Below are 18,868 nucleotides of genomic sequence, written 5' to 3'. Positions count from 1 at the left end.
GCGGACGACATGGAGCGCCAGCTCGACCGCCTTGAGGTTCGGCACGGCGACATCCTCGTGCTGCGCACCACGCAGAAGCTGCAGTCGGCGACGGCCAAGAAGTGGCAGGACGACCTGATCCGAATGTGCGCGGCCGCCGGCGTCCGGGACGTCACCGTCCTGGTCCTCGACAACGCCGCCGAGCTTACGGTCGAGCGGCCGGCCACACGCCTGGTGCAACAGAGCCGGGACGTGCCGCAGCCGATGCAGGGGTGCTGATCATGGCCAAGCGCAACCCCATCGCCGAGCGGCCCAAGGCGCTCTGCATCCAGGAACTGCCGCACGGCGGCTACATCGTCACCGCCTTCCCGCGCAATCAGTACGAGACGCAGCTGCTGGCGGCGTTCACCCGCCTGACCGACGCAGTGGGATGGATGGAAGAGGCGATGCGCGTCCGGCTGGCGGAACAGAACGAACCCAGCTTGGTGGAGGCCTGACATGGCCCTTATCCGCATCCTCGATCCGGTCAGCGGCAAGGTCGTTGTGATCGACACGGATCGGCCGCTGACCCGTTAGGCCCATGCTGAAGCTCGATGCCAGCGAGTTCGGCCTCAAGGCCGAGGCCGTCGGCCGCGCTGCCAAGCAGGTGCCGTTCGTCGCCGCCTTCGCGCTGACCAACGCGATGAAGGATGCCCGTGAGGCCGAGCGGGAGACCATACGGTCCGTGTTCGACCAGCCGTCGAACTTCACGCTTAACAGCCTGATGGTCCGGCCGGCCACCAAGCAGCGGCTCCAGGCGGAGCTCGGTTTTAAGGAAGGCAACGGCTCGATCCCGGCCTGGAAGTATCTGGGCCCTCAGGTCGCCGGCGGCACGCGCCGCCACAAGCGGTTCGAGGTCCTGCTGATCCGCAAGGGCCTGATGCTGGCGGGCGAGTTCGCCGTGCCCAGCACGCGCTGCCCGCGGGACGGCAACGGCAACGTGTCGGGCGCCTTCCTCACCCGCATGCTGTCGGCGCTCGGCGCCCAGTCGGACCGGCACCAGAACACCACGGCGCGCTCGAAGCGCCGCAACGCCGGGCGGAACGTCGAGTATGTCGTCTTCCGCGACCACGGGAAGGCGCCGAACGGGATCTACCTGCAGAAGGACAAGTTTGCGGTCCCGGTCTTCCTGTTCGTGAAGGGCGTCAGCTACAAGAAGCGCTTCCCCTACTACGAGAAGGCTGGCGCCGTGGTGCCCGTTGCCTACCGGAAGCACTTCCGGGCGGCCTGGGAGCGGTTCGTCGTCAATGACGTGCGTCGGAAGGGCTGACCGAGCGGAGGCCGCCACCGGGCCGCGCAGGCCCTCCGGAGGGCATCCGGAGGGCACCCCTCCTCCCCGAGGGGGTACCCCCCCAAGGGCCAAAACCCCAGGGTCCTTCCGGGAGGGGGGTCGGGGTGAGGGGAATTCGGACCCCATTGGTTCACCCTCTGAGAATTTTTGAAATCGATGGCAGCATCAGCACCCCCCTCCGCCGGCGGAGCCGACGGCCTGCGCGGGCCCTTCAGCCTGATGCGGATCGCGGCGCTGCTCGACGTCCACCGCAACACGGTCTCCAAGTGGATCGACGACGGCTGTCCCGTCATCCAGCGCGCAGACCGCGACCGCGGCGTCGAGTGGGAGCTCTCCCTCTCCGAAGTCGTCGAGTGGCGCATGTCCCGCGCCGTGCAGAACGCCGTGGCAGGCTATCAGGGGGAGGCCGGCCAGATCGCCAAGGAAGAGGCCGATCGCCGCCGTGCGGTCGCCAACGCGATCACGGCGGAGATCTCGGCGGACGAGGCGCTCGGCACGGTCGTAGCGCGAGCCGACGCCGAAGCGGACATCGCAAGCTTCTGCCAGGTCCTGAAGACCGGTCTCTCGAACATGGCCTCGAAGGTCGCCGCGCGCGCGGCCACGATGACCAGCGCCGCCGAGATCGAGGACATGGTCCACCTTGAGCTGACCCGCAGCTTCAAAGCCTCGGACGCCGAACTCGCAAGTCGCTGGCCCGGAACCGGTGAGGTCAAGAATGTCGGCGTCGGAGAGGCTGGCCCAGCATCGTCGGAGTGAGTACGGGCACGGTCGAACCCCGCTCCGGCGAGCGTTCCGCTGTGTCGCCGCAGATGTGCCCCGGAAGCCGAAGCTCTCCGGCTCGCAATGGGCGGAAGAGTTCGGGCGGATCCCCAAGAGCACGGGCGCTGAGAGCGGACCGGTGACCCTCTATGGGTACCAGCGCGGCCTGATCGACGCCATGTGCGATCCGACCCTGCCACTGGTCACCGTGCTGAAGGCCGCCCGCGTCGGCTACACCCGACTCGCCACGCTGGCGATCGGCTACCATCTCCATCAAGACCCGACGCTCTGCGCGGTGGCGCAGCCGGTCGAGGACGACGCCGAAGAGTTCGGCGGCACTGAGATCGCGCCGATGCTGCGCGAGACCCCGGTGCTCGCGAAGATGCTGCGGCCCGTCCGCAAAGGCGAGAAGCAGGACTCGGCGACCTTCTACCAGATGTCGAACGGCGCGCTGGTGCGGGTCGTCGGCGCCGCCTCTGACGATGCGTTCCGGCGCTACTCGGCTCGGTTCATGTTCGCCGACGAGATCGATGGCGACGGCTGGACGCCTGGCGCCAAGACCCAGGGCGACAAGCTCAAGCTGTTCTGGACGCGCGGCGAGACCTTCTACAACAGGAAGATGGTACGCGGCTCGACGCCGCTCCTGGAGTCGACGAGCCGGGTCTGGAAGCTGTGGCTGGCCTCCGACCAACGGCGCTACTTCGTGCCGTGTCCGCAATGCTCTGAGCATGCCGGAGAGCTCGCTGGCTGGCAGTATCTGGACTGGGGCAGCAAGAAGTCATCGCACGGTCTGAAGTGGGACTTGAACGAGGACGGGACGCTCAAGTCTGTCTGGTACCAAGGCACCTGCGGCTGCATCATCGACGAGGGCCGCAAGGCCTGGATGGACGCCCGCGGCGAGTGGCGCGCCACGGCGACGCCGAAGACGCCCGGGCACGCCGGCTTTCACCTCTGGACCGGCATGTCGCTGAATGCGAACGCGGCCTGGCCCGTGATCGTGCAGGAGTGGCTGGAGGCGCTGGAGGATCCGGCGAACCTCGTCCAGCCGTTCAACAACCTGCGCCTTGGCCGACCGCACCGGCAGACTTTTGGCCAGGAGATCAAACCCGACGTGTTCTTGGAACGGCGCGAGGCTTACGGCGCCGAGGTGCCCGATTGGGTTAGAACCCTCACGCTGGGCGGTGACGTCCAGTCCGGCGCCAATGCGCGCATCGAGGGCGGTGTCTGGGGCTGGGGTGCAGGCCTCGAATGCGCGCTCATCGGGCAGTTCGTCTTGCCGGGCGACCCGGCGCAGCCGGAGGTCTGGCGCAACCTCGACCGCCTGCTGCTGCGCGGGTTCAAGCGCAGCGACGGGTCCGAGATGCGGATCAGCGCGGCCGCCATCGACTCAGGCGGTCACCACACTTCGGAAACCTACGCGTTCTGCACCGAGCGCCGCCGCCGCAGGGTGTGGGCGATCAAGGGCAAGTCCGAAGCGCGCGGCGCTCGCACCAAGGTGTGGCCGCGGCTGCCGTCCTCGAAGCTCGGCTCGTCCTGGTACATGGTCGGCGGCAACGCTGCCCGTGATTTCGCCTACGGGTCCCTAGCGCTCGTCGAGCCCGGCCCACGCTACGTCCACTTTCCGGTGGTGCCGGCGAAGGGCTCACGGCCGATCGACGCCGAGTACTTCGAGCAGCTGACCCGCGAGAAACTCGTGGTGCATCAGCGGCTCGGCTACACCGAATGGGACAAGCCCAAGGCCGCCCACGAAGCCGGTGTGTGCTTCGTCTACGCCTACGTCGCGATGTGCGGCCTGCAGGCCTTCAGCGGAAAGTACGTGGCGCTGGGGCGTATGCCGGAGCGGGACGAGGCTGAGGAGGCTGAGGCCGCGCCCGAGGCGGTTGCTCCCGAGGACGGCGAGACCGCGCCCGGTTCGGACGCGCCGCCGGCCCCAGTCGCAGAGGCTGCCCCGGTACCGGCGCCACCACCGCCCGCGCCCGCCTACGCCCGCCCGCAGCACTCGGGCTTCATCAACCAAGGCCGGCCTGGGGGCTGGATGAGCCGGAGAGACTGATGGCCTTCAGCCAAGCGCAGCTCGACGCGATCGAGGCCGGCATCGCCGCCGGCGTCACGTCGGTCTCCTACGAGGGCAAGACGGCCACCTATCGCTCGCTCGACGAGATGCTGCGCGTGCGCTCCATCATCCGGCGCGCGCTCGGCCTCGACCCGCAGAAGTCCGCGACGATCCTGGTGGCGCACGACCGCGGCTTCCCCGGTGGGATCTCAGCCGACGGCTGCCTCCGGTCGGGCTGGTAGCGGATCGCCCCGATGAACGTCCTCGACCGCGCGATCGGCTGGGTGGCGCCGCGCACGGCGTTGTCCCGGGCTCGCGCCCGCCACGCGCTGCGCATCTACGAGGGCGCCAGCGTCGGACGGCGCGCGTCCTCGTTCAAGGCGCTCAACACCTCGGCCAACGCCGAGATCCAGGGGGCGCTGCGCCCGCTGCGCTCGCGCGCCCGGGATCTCGCGCGCAACACGCCCTACGCGGCGCGTATGCTCGACATCATCACCTCGCACGTGGTGGGCACGGGCATCACGCCGATCCCCGATACGGGCTCGGACGTCCTCGACCGCCGCCTGGAGGACCTCTGGGGCGACTGGGAGGGCCAGGCGGACGTCACCGGCCGCATGGGCTTCTACGCGATGCAGGCGCTCTCGGTGCGCGGCATGGTCGAGTCCGGCGAGAGCGTGATCCGCTTCATCGACCGGCCATTCGACGATCCGCGGCGCGTACCGCTCCAGCTGCAGCTGCTGGAGAGCGACTTCATCGACCAGTGGCGGGACGGGATCTACGGCAACGACGGGCAGGCCGGCGCCGAGGGACTGGAGCACACCCGGCTCGGCGTCGGCCTCGGCGAGTACGACCGCCGCATCGGCCTGTGGCTCAACCCGAACCACCCGGGCGAGATCAACACCGCGGCTATGCGGCCGGGCGTGTCCGCCTTCGTGGCGCAGAACGAGCTGATCCACCTGTTCAAGGAGCTGCGGCCCGGGCAGGTCCGGGGCGTGTCGTGGTTCGCGCCGATCCTGATGACGTCGCGCGAGCTCGCCGACTTCCTGGATGCTGTGAACGTCAAGGCGCGGGTCGAGGCCTGCTTCTCCGGCTTCGTCACCAACAACGACGACGCCGGCGTCGACATGTTCGACCCGGCCCGGCCCGGGCTCGCCGGCCGCGACGGGGCGAACCCGGACGCACAGCTGACCTCGCTCGAACCCGGCATGCTGAAAGAGCTGCGGTCAGGTCAGGACATCAAGTTCGCCGCCCCGACCGGCACCACGCAGGTCGAGCCGATCCTCCTCTTCAATCTGCAGGCCATGGCGGCCGGCGTCGGCTGCACCTACGATCAGATCTCGGGCGATTTGCGTGGCGCGAACTTCTCCAGCCTGCGGGCCGGCAAGGTCGAGTTCCGGCGCCTGACCGAGCAGTTGCAGAACCACGTCGTGATCCCTCAGGTCTGCAACCGGACCTGGGACCGCTTCGTGTCCCGCGCGGTGCTCGCGGGGCTGCTCCCGGCCCGCGCCGAGCCCTACCGGGCGCAGTGGATGACGCCGGCCTGGGAGCCGATCAACCCGAACGACGACATCGAGGCGGACATCAAGGCGGCCCGCACGGGCCGGATCAGCCCACAGGAATACGTCGCGAGCTTCGGCAACAACTGGCGCAAGGTCCAGGACATGACGGCCGCCTTCTACAAGCGCGCCGACCGCCTGGGGCTCGCCTACGACATTGACGCGCGCCGCACCGACCAGTCCGGCAAGCTGCAGGACGCGGGCGGCGATGGCGCCGGCGGTGATCCGACCGGCGGCAAGCCGAAGCCCCTGAAGGACGATTTCGGCGAGCCGATCACGGCGTCCGCCTCCAACTGACGGATCCCCCCATGGCAACGAAGAAGACCGGGCAGCGCGCCGCTGCCGCGGGCGGCTCCGCACGCCCGATCGACCTCAAGGCGCTCGGCACCCGCGGGCGCCGGTTCCTGGAGGTCGCGCCGGCGAGCTACGACGCCAACGAGCACACGATCGAGCTGATCCTCTCGGAGGGTTCGGACGTCGTGCGCTGGTACGGCACCGAGCGCCTGTCGACCGACGAGGCCGCGGTCTGCGTCGATCGTCTCGCGTCCTCCGGTATCCCGTTCCTCGACAGCCACAACAGCTACGGCCTCGGCTCGGTACTGGGGCGGATCGTCGACGTGTGGTTCGCGGAAGGCCGGATCCTCGGTCGGGCGAAGTTCGCCGCCACCGAGGCCGGCAAGACCGCCGAGGGCATGGTCGCCCGCGGCGAGATCAAGGGCATCTCGATCGGCTACCGCGTCGACGGCTGGGAGATCACCGACGCCGACGGCACGGTGATCGACCCCGAGAAGCAGATCCTCGACGTCGACGACGGCCTGACCTTCACGGCGACGCGCTGGGAGCTGCTCGAAGCCTCGCTCGTCTCCGTCCCCGCCGATCCCGCCGCGATGGTGCGCGCCCACGAGGGCGCCGCCGATCCGACGGCAGGTCCCGACCTGCGCGCCAGCCCGATGGGCCGCGGCGCGAAGGAGATCACCGTCACCCGGGGCGATGCCTCGATCACCTACCGGTACGGCTCCACCGGACCGCACGAGCGGGCTTGGCCCGAACCCAAAGAGGACAAGCGTATGGCCAAGCACACCCCCGGCAAGAATGCGCCCGGCAAGAATGCCCCCGGTAAGCGCCAGGTCCGCGCCGAGCCGACCGTGAACGAGGATGGCTACTACGTCGATGCCGACGGCAACTTCGTGGACGCGTCCGGCGCCCCGGTCGACGAGCCGGTCAAGGCCGAGCGCGCCGAGGTCAGCGTCAACGAGGACGGCTATTACGTCGATGCGGACGGCGAGTTCGTGGATGCCGACGGAAACCCCGTCGACGAGCCGGTGAAAGCCGAGCGCAGCGCGCCGGACGTGAACGAGGACGGCTACTACGTCGACGCCGAGGGCAACTTCGTGGATGCCGACGGCGAGCCGAGCGACGAGCCGGTGAAGGCCGAGCGCGACGGCGAGATGGAAGACGACGACACCCGCGCCGCGCCGCGCGGCCGCGGTGCCACCCGCACCGCCCCAACCAAGGGCAAGCGCGCGGCCAAGCCGGCCTTCACGCAGGCGCACGCCGCCGAACTCGCCGCGATCGCCGAGCAGGCGCGCGGCCAGGGCGTCACCCTCAACGTGGTCGACGCCATCACCCGCGGCCTGAGCGCCGCGGCCTTCCGCAAGATCGCCTTCGACAAGCTCGCCGAGAAGAGCAAGGAGACCGCCGTGAGGGGTTCCCACAAGGGTTCGGACGCCGGCCGCATCCAGTTCGGCCGCGACGAGCGCGAGGGCCGTGCCGACGCCATGACGCTGGCGCTGGTCACCCGTACGCTCGCCTCGCGTGGCTCGGACGGCATGGACTACGCGCCCAAGCGCAAGGTCGACAAGCAGTGGGTCGAGAAGCACTCGGCCCGGGCTGAAGCCTACGCCGGCATGGGCTTCGTGGAGATCGCCGCCGAGTGCGTCGGCCACCGCGGCAACATCCGCACCGCCCGGCAGGCCATCGACATCGTCGAGCGCGCCTTCCAGTCCACCTCGGACTTCCCGGCGATCTTTCAGAACGTGCTCAACAAGAGCCTGCTCGCCCGCTACGAGCTCGCCGAGCCGACCTACAAGCGGATCTCGATCGAGCGGCAGTTCAACGACTTCCGCCCGCACCCGATGATCCGCGCGGGCGAGTTCCCGATGCTGCAGCCGGTGACCCAGACCGGTGAGCTCAAGGCGGGCACGTCGGCCGACAGCGGGGAGAACATCTCCCTCGTGCCCTACGGCGTCATCTTCCCGATCTCGCGGCAGATGATCGTCAACGACGAGCTCGGCGCCATCGACCAGATCCTCGGCTCGTCCGGCGACGCGGTCCGGCTGTTCGAGAACGTCACCTTCTTCAACATGTTCAACGCGAACCCGACCCTGATCCAGGACGGGACCGCGGTCTGGCACGCCAAGCACAACAACCTCGCGGCGGCCGCAGGCGTGATCTCGGTGCCGAACGTCGGCGCCGGTCGCGCGGCGCTCCGCGGGATGAAGTCCCTCTCAGGCTTCCTCCTGAACGTGCCGCCGCGGATCATCCTGACCGGCCCGAACCAGGAGACCTCAGCCGACCAGCTGGTCGCGAGCATCAGCCCGCAGCTGACCACCTCGGTGAACCCGTTCTCGGGCAAGCTGCAGTCGGTGTCGGACGCCAACATCACCGACAACAGCTGGTACCTGATGTCCGACCCGGCCCAGGTCCCGTGCTTCGTCCACGGCTTCCTGAACGGCTCGAACGGCCCGCGGGTGAAGACCTTCGAGCCCTTCGGCACGCAGGGCGTCCAGATCTCCCTGGAGCACGACTTCGCGTGCGGCGCGATCGACTTCCGCGGCGCCTACAAGAACCCGGGCGCGCTGCCGCAGTAATCGCACCCCGCCGAACTCGCGGCCGGCCTCGACCTCCGAGCGCCGGCCGATCCGTTCCCCGAGCTTCCGGAACTCATCCCATGAAGAATTTTCTCCAGAACGGCGACGCGCTCAACGTGGTGGCGCCGGCGGGCGGCGTCCTCAGCGGCCAGCCCCTCGTGGTCGGCAAGATCTTCGGCGTCTGCGGCTCGACCCGCCTCGTCGGCGAGACCTTCGCGCTCTGGCGCAAGGGCATCTTCAGCCTGCCCAAGACCAACGCGCAGGCCTGGAACCAGGGCGACAGCCTGTACTGGGACGCCGCCAACAGCGTCGTCACCAACGTGAACTCCGGCGCGCTTCTGCCGGTGGGCTACGCGGCCGACGTCGCCGCCAACCCGTCCTCGATCGGCCCGGTTCTGCTCGGCCAGACCCCGTCCTGAGGCGCCGGGGCTCGGTGATCCTCGCCGGGCGCGACCTCGGACTTCCCGTCGTACGCTGGAGCTAGCCATGAGCGTTTCCATCAAGGTCCTGCCGACCGCCGACGAGCACGTCGGTCTCGTCCACCCTGTCGATGGCGCGCTCGAAGCCGACGGCAGCGTCTGGACCTACGATGCCTGGACCGAAGCTCGGATCCAGGAGCAGTTGATCCGTCGGTTCGAAGTTGGCGCCGACGACACCGTGTTGGCCGACGCCGCCGCGCAAGCCGACGCCAAGGCTGCCAAGCCGAAGACGCAGCAGGCCGCCGCGTGATCGACTTCGCCGCGCTCGCCCTCGGGCCGGGCATCGCCACGTTCGGGCGCCCGGTGACCGTTACACCGTTGGCCTCGCGACCGGCCAAGCCGCCGTTCGCCGCCTCGGGCGTCTGGTCGGTGCGCAACGTCGATGTGCCGCTGGGGCCCAACGAGAGCCTCAACACGACCACGATCACCCTAGGCATCCGGTTGGCCGACTGGCCGGTCCGGCCTGTCCAGGGGATGGAGATCCTGGTGCCCGCCGCCGGCTCGTATCCGGACGAGGGCAAGCTCTGGATCGACGACGTCGATCCGGACGGCCAGGGCGGCGCGACGCTCACCCTCAAGAAGAAGCCGAAGGGCGCCTGATGCCGTCTGAAGCCACCCAAATCCGTGAGGCGATCATCGAGCGCCTCACGGGACAGGACTGGCTGCCGGTCAACGGCTTCCGCCGTCAGGTCCGACCGCAGCTCCAAGAGGAAGAGCTTCCCGCCCTTCTGGTGGTGATCGCCGACGAGCTGGAGAGCCCCGAGGACGAGGCCAACCAAGGCCAGCCCCGGTTCATGAACGAGGTCACGATCGGGATCTCGTACTGCGTCGGCTACATGCCGCCGGAGCAGCTCGACGACGAGCTCGACAAGGCCACGAACGGCATCCGCAAGCGGCTCCTGCAGGATCCGACCTTCGTGCGTGGCATCGACCCGTCCAAGGCCCTCGACGACCCCGAGCGCTACCCGCTGTTCGAGGCGGTGACCAAGGTCCGGCGCGGCCGCCTGTTCCCGCAGGAGGGCGCCTCGTACTTCGCCGAGGGGCGGGTCGAGCTGACCTTCGTGTTCCGCACGTCCTACGATCCGGACCTCGACGACGTGCTGGAACACGTGCTCATCACCGCCCGCCCCGCCGGCGCCGGCCTGGGCACGACCGCGATCGACCTGACGATCGACATCCCCACGACCTGAGCCGGCCCGCGCCGCTCCTACCCCAGAGGATCCCGCCATGGCCGGTGAAACCACGGTCGCCGTCGAGGCGACCGAGGCGCGTTTCCGCGCGCTCAAGCACTTCCCGTCGCAGACCGGCTTCGAGGCCGACGGTACCGCCCGCTGGCCAGCCGACCAGTTCACGTTCGCGCTCGCCCGGGACGGCGCCATCCGCCTCCTGGAGGACCTGCACGACAGCGGCGCGCCCGTCGAGGCCGATGCCGCTTCCAACACCTCCGCCGCGCCCGCTGGCGCTCCCGCCGCCACCGAGCACCAGGGCTAAGCCGCGATGGGCATCACCACGATCCCGGACAACTACAAGCTCCCGGGCCCCAACGTTCAGATGGACCCCTCGCAGGCCGGCACGCCGGTCTCGCCGAAGTGGATGCTGCTCGTAGGGCACCTCCTCACCGGAGCCGCCGCCAAGCCGAACGTGGCGGTGGCCTGCGGCACGAACAACGACGCCGACGCGCAGTTCGGCGCCGGCTCCATGCTCGCGCGCATGTTCAAGACGGCCTTCAAGGGTGTCACCAGCGTGCCGATCATCTGCCTGCCGATCCCGGAGCCGGCCGCCGGCGTCGCCGCCACGGGCACCATCACGGTTACCAACGCGCCGTCGGTCGCGGGCACGCTCGCGCTCTACATCGCCGGCCAGAAGCTGCAGGTCGCGATCGTTTCGGCCGACACCACCGCGACGGTAGCCATCAAGATCGCCGCGGCGATCAACGCGACCCCGGATCTGCCGGTCACCGCGACGGTCACGGGCGCGGTCGTCACCCTGACCTGCAAGTGGAAGGGGCTGACCGGCAACAGCGTGACGGTGCTCGACAGCTATCTCGGGACCTACGGCGGCGAGCAGTTGCCGGCCGGCCTGGCGCTCACCTACCCGACCAGCAACCTGCTCGCGGGCGGGACGGGCACCCCGGATTTTACCAACGCGATCGCGGCGCTCCTCGACCGGCCGTTCAAGTTCGTCGGCCTCGGCTTCCACGACAGCGGCTCCTACGCGGTGTGGGACCAGGAATACGGCTTCACCGACAGCGGGCGCTGGGGTCCGTACCGGCAGAGCTACGGCCAGATCTTCTCGGCCCGCCGCGGTCTCTACGCCGACACCTTCCTGTGGGGGCAGTCGAACAACTCGGCGCTGATCTCCACGATGGGCTTCGAGCAGCAATCGCCGTCCCCGAGCTGGGAGTGGACCGCCGCCTACACCGCAGCCGCGGCCTTCTCGATCAACGCCTACGCGGCCCAGCCCCTCCAGACGCTGCCGCTGATCGGCGTGCTACCGGCGCCGGCGGACTACCGCTGGAACAAGGCGCAGCTGAACTCGCTCGCTCAAGTCGGCATCGCGATCCAGGGGACCGACGTCTACGGCGGCTCCACGGGCCAGCCGATAATCCTGCGCGAGCAGACGAACTACCAGAAGAACAGCTACGGCCAGGCCGATAACGCCTACGAGCTGGTGACCACGCTCGCCACGCTCGACGAGCGCTACACCCGGGTCCGGCAGCGGCTGACCAACGTCTTCCCGCGCTCGGCGCTCGCCAACGACGGGACGAAGTTCGGCGCCGGCAAGCCGATCGTGACCCCGCTGATGATCAAGGCCGAGATGGTCTCGGAGTACCGGGACATGGAGGCCGACGGGCTCGTCGAGAACGCGGCGCTCTACATCGCCAACCTCTCCGTGACGCGCTCGAACACCGAGCCGAACACGGTCGAGATCTCGGATCCCCCGGATTTGGTCAACCAGCTCCGGCGCCTGAACATCAAGGCGAGCTTCCGGCTCCAGTTCCCGCTCAGCGCCTCCGGCACCTGATCGGCCCTCCACCCAATCCGCAACGTAACCCGTCCTTCGTGGCGGGTTTTTCTTTGGAGGCCCGACCATGGGTCAGAGGATCGGCGGCACCGCCTACCTGAAGGCCGGCGGCAAGCAGTACGACCTGCGCGGCTCGTTCATCGTCTCACCCTCGCGGATCATGCGCGAGGGTGTCGCCGGCCAGGACGGCGTGCACGGCTACATCGAGACTCAGCGCGTCCCTTTCATCAAGGCGGACCTCTCGACCACCGCTGGCCTCAGCATCGCCGAGCTCGATGCGATGGAGGACGTGACGGTCACCGCCGAACTCGCCAATGGCAAGAACTACGTGCTGTCGGGCGCCTGGACCGAGGCGGCCCACGAGATCAGCACCGGCGACGGCAAGGTCGGGGTGAACTGGGGCGGCGTCTCCTGCGACGAACTCTGATCCGGGCGCGAACCTGAGGGCCAACGATGTCCTGGCGCGACGAGCAGCGGCCGCCCTCCTTCCGGGGCGTGCCGTTCAAGGTCCAAGCGAACACCCGGATCGGCGGGCGCCGCGGCTTCACCTACGAGTTCGCCAAGTCGGAGCGCAGCGTCGACGAGGACCTCGGGCGCCGGGTCTCGCGGGCCACGGTGTCGGGCTACGTCATCGGCTTGGACTGTCTTCAGCAGGCCGACGCTCTGGAGGCTGCGCTTCAGAAGGAAGGTGGCGGCCTCCTCGTCTTGCCCACGATGGGCCGGGCGATCCTCCGGTGCGAGGTCTATCAGCGGGTCGAGACGAAGGACGAGGGCGGCATCGTCCGCTTCGAGATGAACTTCGTGCGGTCTCAGTCGGGAGCCGCAGCCCAGGCGCGGCCCGAGGATACGCAGGCCTCGGCAAAAACCGCGGCTCAGAACACGGCCTCTGCGGCCGAGCTGTCCGCCGGCACGCCCGACGATTGGACCTGATCGCATGACCTTCGCGCAGCGTCGCATCGCCGTGGCGGCGCTGAGAGCCGTCCTCGACGCGCTGCTCGCCTCGGGCGTCGACGCGTCGAGCGCGGACGGGGCGACGCTGCGCCAGCTCTGCGGCGCGCTCTCCGCCGACGCGGTCGATCGGGTTCAGGGGGGCACCTTCGGTACGCCGTTGCGGGCCTGCTTCGCGGCCGCCACCGCGGCCGGCGCCACCTTCGCCGGCATGGACCGCGTGCGTCAGGAGGCGCAGGTCGTCACGGTCCCGGATCTCCCCGTCCAGCGCGTGGCACAGACCGCGGCCGTGTTCGCGCTCTGCGAGATCACCAACATCCTGGCGGATGCGACCTTCACGAGTCGCCAGGACATCGAGGCGGCGCTGGCGCGGGTCAACGCGGCCTTCGTGCCGGCCGAGGACTTCGCGGCCGGGCGGTTCGACAACGCCGTATGGCGCGCGCTCGTGGCGATGCACGCGGCCGTCGTGCGCGACCTCACCGCCCGGGCGCGGCCGTTGCCCCGGATCGTCGCCTACACCGTCGCCGTGCGCATGCCGCTGTTGACGCTGTCCAACCGCCTGTTCGGCGATGCCGGCCGCGCCGACGAGCTGCTCGCAGAGAACCGCGACACGGTCCACCCCCTGTTCATGCCGGCCTCGGGCCGAGCGCTGTCCTCCTGACCCGGAGCGAACCCTTGTCCGATGCCAAGCCCATCGTTGTCCCGCTGAGCAAGCCGTGGACGCTGCCCGACGGCGACGTGACCATGGTGCTGGAGATGCGCGAGCCGGTGGCCGCCGACTTCATGGCCCTCGACCACATGCCGGTCACGATCAACCTGGCGCGGAAGGACTTCGAGCCGGTGTTTCACCCGACCGCGATGAGCGCGTTCCTCGGTCGCCTCGCCAGCCAGCCGCCGTCTTTCATCGGCAAGCTGCCCCCGTCCGACTGGGTGGCCGCGGCCTGGGCGGTCGTCCCTTTTTTCGTTCCGGGCTCGGACCCCAAGCCATCCGCTGCGCCCTCCAGCTCGGACTGACCTTCCGCTGCGATCCGAGCGGCTTTCTCGCAAAGCCGATCCCCGAACTGTTCGACCTGTTCGACAAGACCATGGATGAGCTGGAAGCGGCTCGCGAGGCGTCGGACGACTGACCTGAGGGACCGCCGTGGCCGACGACAAGCTGAGGATCGTCGCCTCGGTCGACGATCAGTTCTCCAAGCCTCTGGAGAAGCTGCGCGGTGAGTTGGCGAACACGGCCCGCGTCCCCGGTCTCGACGACCTGCGCAAGCGCTTCAGCGACATCGAGGGGACGATCACGCGCCTGCGCCAGACCGGGGCGCAGCTGAATTCGGTCGGCGGCATCGGCGGGATGCTCGGCCTCGGCAGCCTCACCGGCATCGCCTCGGTGGCGGGCTTGGCGGCCAGCATGCGCGATCTCGCGCGCACGCAGGTCGAGATGCGGCACTTCTCCCGGGAAACCGGGATCGCCGCGGGCCAGCTGAAAGAGCTACAGGAGCTCGGCAAGCGCTTCCAGATCGCTCCTGAGGCGACGACCGGCGCGCTGAACAGCTTCGCCGAGACCATGTACGACATCCGCCACGGTATCGGCGGCATGTACGGTGAGCTGCGCCAGAAGGCGCCGGAGCTCGCGAAGGAGCTGCGCGGCTCGAAGGACAACGTCGAGGCGCTCGGCCACGCCCTCGGCTGGCTGGGCAAGCAAGGCGACACGATCGAGCAGAAGCGCTGGGCGGAAGGCCTCGGCCTCGGCCCCATGACCCGCCTGTTCACGGACGGGCCGAAGGCGCTCCAGGATGCGTGGCGACAGATCCAGGCGTCGGGCATCGGCAAGCCCAACCCGGAGCTGGAGAAGCAGTCCAAGGCGCTGACCGACGCGCTTAACCGCTTCGACACGTCCGTGGAGACGATGAAGCGGACCTGGGCCCCGGGCCTGCTCGGGGAGATGGCGAACGCCGTCGACAAGCTCTCGAACTCGTTCGGTAAGTTTGCCGAGGCGTACGACAAGTTCCGCAATGGGAACCCGGTCGACGCCCTGAAAACCATCGACGAGGCGACCGACCTCGGCGTTGGGCAACGCAAGAACGCTCCGCCCTCGAAGCCTGCGACGCCGCTCGACGAACAGCTCGACGCGCAGATGCGAGGTCAGGTCGCGCAGTCGCCGGCCGAGAAGGAGCGGGCCGACAAGATCGCGGCCGCCGAGGCGCGGCTCAACAAGGCCCGGGACGATCTGGGTTACGAGCAGCGCCGCTTCCCCCTGAAGGACGAGGGCGCGATCAAGTCCCTCTCCGAGCAGATCCGGCAGCTCAACGAGGAGCTGCGGAAGCTGAGGAGCGATGGCGCGACGCGACAGGGCGTCAGCTTCGACGGCTCGGCCGGCGGCGGCCTCGGCGGCCTGATCCAGAAGGCCTCGCTTGGGTTCGGCGGAGGCTTCGGCGGCGGCGCAGGAGGGTTCGGCCCCGGCAGTCCTTATGGCGCCGGCGTTCGATCGTTCCGGCGGTATCGTGGTGAGGATGGGGGTGGGGCCGGCGATCGAACGGGTGGTGGCACTCCGACCGGGAGCTCGGCCGGCAGCCTGACAAAGCTGATCGAGGAAGAGGCCAAGAAGGCCGGTATCGACCCGCGCATCATGCACGGTATCCGTGCGGGCGAGAGCGGGAAGCGGAACAACGGCAGCAACCCGGATGCCGCCTACGATCGCAAAGACGATGCCTTGGAGAGTTCCTGGGGGCCATTCCAGCTCAACCGCCGCCGCGGCCTCGGGGTGCAGTTCGAGAAGGAGACAGGGCTCGACGTCCGCAATCGGCGCACGATCCCGGATCAGGTCCGTTGGATCGCTGAGGGGCTGAAAAAGAACGGGCGGTCCTGGCTCCGTAACTGGATGGGCTATCACGGCGACCGTGATGCCGGTTCGAACTGGGGCGACTCCGGTTACGTGCCGGAGGGTGATACCGCGGGCCTACGCGTGAAGAGCGCCGAGGCGACCGCGGGCGGAGCCTCAGCGTCGGGCCTGACCAAGCTCCTCAAGCGGATCCAGGACGGCGATCTGCCCGGTGGTCTCGACCGGATCACGGCGCTCAACGACCGCTTCCATCACCGGGCGAACCCTGGATCGATGCACACGAAGGGGCTGGCCGGCGACATCACGCTGCGCGATGCACGGCGATCCATCGAAGCGGCCGAGGCGATCCGACAGAGGTTGCGCGACGCAGGGCTGACCGACCGCGACTTCAAGGTGATGGACGAGTACCGAAGCCCGTCGGGCCATGCGACAGGCGGGCACATCCACACGCAGTTCAACACCCACGAGGCGGCCGAGCGCTACCGCGCCTATGTCGAGGCGCAGGAGAAGAGGCGCGAGGAGGCCAAGGCCGGCGGTCGACGACCGGACATCCTCGCCGATCCGAACGACGAGCGCCGTAGGGTGCCCGGCGGGATGCTCAAACAGGCTCGCGAGGCGGGGGTCGTCGGCGGGGCCGGCGGCCAAAGCGGCCAGCAGGGCCACATCAACGGTACGATCCGGCTCCAAGGCTTCCCGGCCGGCACCAAGACCGAGTTCAACGGTGGCGGTATCGTCAAGTCGGTGAAGCTCGACCGCGGACACTCCATGGCATCCGCGGAGGCCTGATCCCATGCCTGACCCGAACCTCGTCGCCCGTATCGCCGCGGGCGGCGAACTCTACGAAGACTGGACCAGCGTCCAGGTCACGCGCACGTACAGCTCGCCCACGAGCGACTTCGCCTTCTCCTGCGCCGAGGTCGCGACGGCTAAGAACAAGCGGCCGATCCGGCTGAAGCCCCTCGATCGCGCGCAGATCTTCCTGGCCGGCATCCAGATCATCAACGGGTTCATCGAGGTCCGCAACGCTGGATACGACGCCAACCAGCATCAGGTGATCGTCCAGGGGCGCTCGCAGACCTGCGATATCGTCGACAGCTCGGCCGACGCCGCCGAGTACAAGGGCTACAAGATCGACCAGATCGTGCGCGGGCTGATCAAGCCGCACGGTGTGAACCTGGTCACCAAGAACCTGCCGGCCGAGGCACAGAAGGCGATCAAGGAGTTCCGCGTCCAGTACGGGGAGACGGCCTGGGAGGCGATCGAGCGCCTGGGCCGCATGCGGGGCGTGTTCTTCACGGACGACGCCAAGGGCAACCTGGTCATGTCGTCCGTCATGGGCGGCGGAGCCTCGGTCGCTGATTTCGTGGAGGGGCAGAACATCCTCTCCGCGAGCGCGATGCTCAAGTCTGAAGGGTCATTTGGGCGCTACCAGGCGTCTGGGCAGAACCGGGGGACGGACGAGCAGAACGGCGCGGCCGTCGCGCAGATCTCAGCCGAGGCCGTGAACCCGGCGGTCCGACAGAACCGCAAGATCATCATGGTCGCCGAGGAGCCGCTGGACACGAAGGATGCCCAGGCCCGGGCGGATCGCGAGGTCGCCGAGGCCATCGCGCGGGAGGTCGAGTGCGTGATCGTCGTGCCGGGCTGGAAACGGCCGGACGGTCAGCTCTGGGACGTCGCGGACCACTGCACGGTCGAGTCGCCGATGCTGTTCCCGAACGCGGACGGCAAGGTCGATCTCGCTATCCGGCAGGTGGTGTTCTCCCAGACGGCGCCCGGTCAGACGCTGACGACGTTGAGCCTGTGCCTGCCGAACGCGCTCAACATCCTGCCCGGCAACGACGCCACACGCGGACCCGCGCCGAACATCCTCTCCGGCAACTATCAGGCGGCGCAGCCTCAGGCCGGCTCCGCATAAGTCGAGCGCCCGTTGTCGAGGCCCCATGATCCGCAAAACCCTCTCGTCGGCCGCCCGCGGGGCGATGCTGGCGTTCTCGCGCGCGACGCTCTCGAAGGCGAGCGATGGCACGAAGATGCAGGAGGTCGACGTTAAGACCCTGCTCGGCGAGGCCTTCAGCGGTATCGAGCACTGGCACAGCTACGGGGTCACCCACGTCCCGTTGCCTCCGGACAGCAAGGGCGCGGCGGAGGCCCTCGTCGCATTCCTCGGCGGCTCGCGCTCGCATCCGGTGGTGATCGCGATCGCCGACCGGCGTCACCGCCCGAAGAACCTGAAGCCGGGCGAGAGCTCGCACCACGACGATCAGGGTCAGCACACCCACCTGACCCGTGACGGCGTGAACCAGACCGGCAAGAAGGTGACGATCACGGGCGGCAGCGACGGCTCGGGCCGCGCCGTCAAGCCGGAGACCAGGGACTTCGAGCTGAACGAGCAGCTGAAGGGCCTCGCCGCTCGTCTGTCGCAGGTCGAGGACTCGCACCATGCGATGCACAACGTGGTGTCGATGCTGCGCGACAACGTCGAGCAGTTCGTCCCGGGCCTGAAAGCCCTCAACATCGCCACCAAGGTCACGACCGCTCTCAGCGGCCTCCCGGCCGGCCTGGATGCCATGAAGGCGCTGGCCGAAGGCAAGCTCACCGGCTACCTCCAGAACGCCATCCAGCGCGGGCTGAAAGCCTTCCTCGACCCGAGCCGCCTGATGGGGATGGCGAGCCTCCTGTCGGGCGACGTCGAGGGGTTGATCAAGAGCATCGAGGCGCAGATCGCCGGCCTGATCGCCAACAACCCGATCGTCGCGACGGTCGACGGCCTGGTCGACGAGCTGGCTGCGCTGAACGCCAGCGGCGGCCCCGAGGTGGCGATTGCCGCGAAGGCGGCCGAGCTGACGGACCAGATCGCCCATCTCACCGGCACGAACCCAGTGATCGGCCAGATCGCGAACCTGCGGGGCACGCTCCAGCGGCTCGCCGATCAGGCCGGGCCGGCGCTGAACTTCCTAGAGCCGCAGAAGCGGCTCGTGCAGGGCCTGACGAAGTCGATGCGCTTCGGCGGCCCGGGCTAAGATCCATTACGAGG

21 protein-coding genes are annotated in these 18,868 nt (G+C 68.9%); all 21 read left to right on the top strand.

Features of this window, described 5'->3' with window-relative positions; genetic code table 11:
• Positions 1-258 (top strand): hypothetical protein (locus tag MKK84_RS27275; protein ID WP_243925103.1); only part of this gene is annotated, 258 nt, incomplete at its 5' end.
• A gap of 2 nt (positions 259-260) precedes the next feature.
• Positions 261-476: a hypothetical protein gene (locus tag MKK84_RS27270; RefSeq protein ID WP_243925102.1), complete on the top strand. Its 216-nt coding sequence runs from the start codon at positions 261-263 to the stop codon at positions 474-476.
• Positions 477-559: 83 nt separating this feature from the next.
• Positions 560-1,288, top strand: a complete 729-nt coding sequence (locus tag MKK84_RS27265; RefSeq protein WP_243925101.1) for a hypothetical protein — start codon at positions 560-562, stop codon at positions 1,286-1,288.
• A 177-nt stretch (positions 1,289-1,465) separates the two neighbouring features.
• The gene (locus tag MKK84_RS27260; protein ID WP_243925100.1) at positions 1,466-2,065 is read left to right on the top strand and encodes a hypothetical protein; all 600 of its coding nucleotides are present in this window, start codon (positions 1,466-1,468) and stop codon (positions 2,063-2,065) included.
• Between the two features lie 55 nt (positions 2,066-2,120).
• The gene (locus MKK84_RS27255) at positions 2,121-4,121 is read left to right on the top strand and encodes a terminase gpA endonuclease subunit (RefSeq protein WP_243925099.1); all 2,001 of its coding nucleotides are present in this window, start codon (positions 2,121-2,123) and stop codon (positions 4,119-4,121) included.
• On the top strand, positions 4,121-4,363 hold the full coding sequence (locus MKK84_RS27250) for a phage head-tail joining protein (protein WP_243925096.1): 243 nt from the start codon (positions 4,121-4,123) through the stop codon (positions 4,361-4,363). The genes MKK84_RS27255 and MKK84_RS27250 overlap by 1 nt, the downstream gene beginning before the upstream one ends.
• Before the next feature lie 12 nt (positions 4,364-4,375).
• Complete coding sequence (locus tag MKK84_RS27245; protein ID WP_243925095.1) at positions 4,376-5,974, top strand: phage portal protein; 1,599 nt, start codon at positions 4,376-4,378, stop codon at positions 5,972-5,974.
• Between the two features lie 11 nt (positions 5,975-5,985).
• A complete protein-coding gene (locus MKK84_RS27240; RefSeq protein WP_243925094.1) occupies positions 5,986-8,547 on the top strand; it encodes an HK97 family phage prohead protease in 2,562 nt (853 codons plus the stop codon).
• An 80-nt stretch (positions 8,548-8,627) separates the two neighbouring features.
• On the top strand, positions 8,628-8,966 hold the full coding sequence (locus MKK84_RS27235; protein ID WP_243925091.1) for a DUF2190 family protein: 339 nt from the start codon (positions 8,628-8,630) through the stop codon (positions 8,964-8,966).
• A gap of 67 nt (positions 8,967-9,033) precedes the next feature.
• Positions 9,034-9,276, top strand: a complete 243-nt coding sequence (locus MKK84_RS27230; RefSeq protein WP_243925089.1) for a hypothetical protein — start codon at positions 9,034-9,036, stop codon at positions 9,274-9,276.
• The gene (locus MKK84_RS27225; protein ID WP_243925087.1) at positions 9,273-9,626 is read left to right on the top strand and encodes a hypothetical protein; all 354 of its coding nucleotides are present in this window, start codon (positions 9,273-9,275) and stop codon (positions 9,624-9,626) included. The genes MKK84_RS27230 and MKK84_RS27225 overlap by 4 nt, the downstream gene beginning before the upstream one ends.
• Complete coding sequence (locus tag MKK84_RS27220; protein WP_243925086.1) at positions 9,626-10,216, top strand: hypothetical protein; 591 nt, start codon at positions 9,626-9,628, stop codon at positions 10,214-10,216. The genes MKK84_RS27225 and MKK84_RS27220 overlap by 1 nt, the downstream gene beginning before the upstream one ends.
• A gap of 37 nt (positions 10,217-10,253) precedes the next feature.
• Positions 10,254-10,517: a hypothetical protein gene (locus tag MKK84_RS27215; RefSeq protein WP_243925084.1), complete on the top strand. Its 264-nt coding sequence runs from the start codon at positions 10,254-10,256 to the stop codon at positions 10,515-10,517.
• Positions 10,518-10,523: 6 nt separating this feature from the next.
• Positions 10,524-12,050 (top strand): phage tail sheath C-terminal domain-containing protein, encoded by a 1,527-nt coding sequence (locus tag MKK84_RS27210; RefSeq protein WP_243925083.1) that lies wholly within the window; start codon positions 10,524-10,526, stop codon positions 12,048-12,050.
• Positions 12,051-12,117: 67 nt separating this feature from the next.
• Entirely contained in the window at positions 12,118-12,477 is a 360-nt protein-coding gene (locus MKK84_RS27205) for a phage tail tube protein (RefSeq protein ID WP_243925081.1), read from the top strand.
• A gap of 26 nt (positions 12,478-12,503) precedes the next feature.
• Positions 12,504-12,980, top strand: coding sequence for a DNA circularization N-terminal domain-containing protein (locus MKK84_RS27200; RefSeq protein ID WP_243925080.1), 477 nt, complete (start codon positions 12,504-12,506; stop codon positions 12,978-12,980).
• Between the two features lie 4 nt (positions 12,981-12,984).
• Complete coding sequence (locus MKK84_RS27195; RefSeq protein WP_243925079.1) at positions 12,985-13,659, top strand: hypothetical protein; 675 nt, start codon at positions 12,985-12,987, stop codon at positions 13,657-13,659.
• Between the two features lie 14 nt (positions 13,660-13,673).
• Positions 13,674-14,012 carry a phage tail assembly protein gene (locus MKK84_RS27190; RefSeq protein WP_243925078.1) on the top strand — a complete coding sequence of 113 codons (339 nt, stop codon included), beginning with the start codon at positions 13,674-13,676 and terminating at the stop codon, positions 14,010-14,012.
• 127 nt (positions 14,013-14,139) lie between these two features.
• On the top strand, positions 14,140-16,617 hold the full coding sequence (locus tag MKK84_RS27185) for a hypothetical protein (protein WP_243925077.1): 2,478 nt from the start codon (positions 14,140-14,142) through the stop codon (positions 16,615-16,617).
• A 4-nt stretch (positions 16,618-16,621) separates the two neighbouring features.
• The gene (locus MKK84_RS27180) at positions 16,622-17,749 is read left to right on the top strand and encodes a phage baseplate assembly protein (RefSeq protein WP_243925075.1); all 1,128 of its coding nucleotides are present in this window, start codon (positions 16,622-16,624) and stop codon (positions 17,747-17,749) included.
• 25 nt (positions 17,750-17,774) lie between these two features.
• Positions 17,775-18,854, top strand: a complete 1,080-nt coding sequence (locus MKK84_RS27175) for a phage baseplate assembly protein (RefSeq protein WP_243925074.1) — start codon at positions 17,775-17,777, stop codon at positions 18,852-18,854.
• The last annotated feature ends 14 nt before the right edge of the window (positions 18,855-18,868 follow it).

It is taken from the genome of Methylobacterium sp. E-065, assembly GCF_022829605.1.
Taxonomy (GTDB): domain Bacteria; phylum Pseudomonadota; class Alphaproteobacteria; order Rhizobiales; family Beijerinckiaceae; genus Methylobacterium.
This window is presented reverse-complemented; position numbering and strand designations above follow the sequence as displayed.

Bases quoted from the DNA above. Each gene is read 5' to 3' on its own strand.
- MKK84_RS27200 (WP_243925080.1), top strand. From the start codon at position 12,504: ATGTCCTGGCGCGACGAGCAGCGGCCGCCCTCCTTCCGGGGCGTGCCG.
- MKK84_RS27180 (WP_243925075.1), top strand. From the start codon at position 16,622: ATGCCTGACCCGAACCTCGTCGCCCGTATCGCCGCGGGCGGCGAACTC.
- MKK84_RS27175 (WP_243925074.1), top strand. From the start codon at position 17,775: ATGATCCGCAAAACCCTCTCGTCGGCCGCCCGCGGGGCGATGCTGGCG.
- MKK84_RS27230 (WP_243925089.1), top strand. From the start codon at position 9,034: ATGAGCGTTTCCATCAAGGTCCTGCCGACCGCCGACGAGCACGTCGGT.
- MKK84_RS27245 (WP_243925095.1), top strand. From the start codon at position 4,376: ATGAACGTCCTCGACCGCGCGATCGGCTGGGTGGCGCCGCGCACGGCG.
- MKK84_RS27270 (WP_243925102.1), top strand. From the start codon at position 261: ATGGCCAAGCGCAACCCCATCGCCGAGCGGCCCAAGGCGCTCTGCATC.
- MKK84_RS27260 (WP_243925100.1), top strand. From the start codon at position 1,466: ATGGCAGCATCAGCACCCCCCTCCGCCGGCGGAGCCGACGGCCTGCGC.
- MKK84_RS27235 (WP_243925091.1), top strand. From the start codon at position 8,628: ATGAAGAATTTTCTCCAGAACGGCGACGCGCTCAACGTGGTGGCGCCG.
- MKK84_RS27210 (WP_243925083.1), top strand. From the start codon at position 10,524: ATGGGCATCACCACGATCCCGGACAACTACAAGCTCCCGGGCCCCAAC.
- MKK84_RS27250 (WP_243925096.1), top strand. From the start codon at position 4,121: ATGGCCTTCAGCCAAGCGCAGCTCGACGCGATCGAGGCCGGCATCGCC.
- MKK84_RS27220 (WP_243925086.1), top strand. From the start codon at position 9,626: ATGCCGTCTGAAGCCACCCAAATCCGTGAGGCGATCATCGAGCGCCTC.
- MKK84_RS27265 (WP_243925101.1), top strand. From the start codon at position 560: ATGCTGAAGCTCGATGCCAGCGAGTTCGGCCTCAAGGCCGAGGCCGTC.
- MKK84_RS27215 (WP_243925084.1), top strand. From the start codon at position 10,254: ATGGCCGGTGAAACCACGGTCGCCGTCGAGGCGACCGAGGCGCGTTTC.
- MKK84_RS27205 (WP_243925081.1), top strand. From the start codon at position 12,118: ATGGGTCAGAGGATCGGCGGCACCGCCTACCTGAAGGCCGGCGGCAAG.
- MKK84_RS27240 (WP_243925094.1), top strand. From the start codon at position 5,986: ATGGCAACGAAGAAGACCGGGCAGCGCGCCGCTGCCGCGGGCGGCTCC.
- MKK84_RS27195 (WP_243925079.1), top strand. From the start codon at position 12,985: ATGACCTTCGCGCAGCGTCGCATCGCCGTGGCGGCGCTGAGAGCCGTC.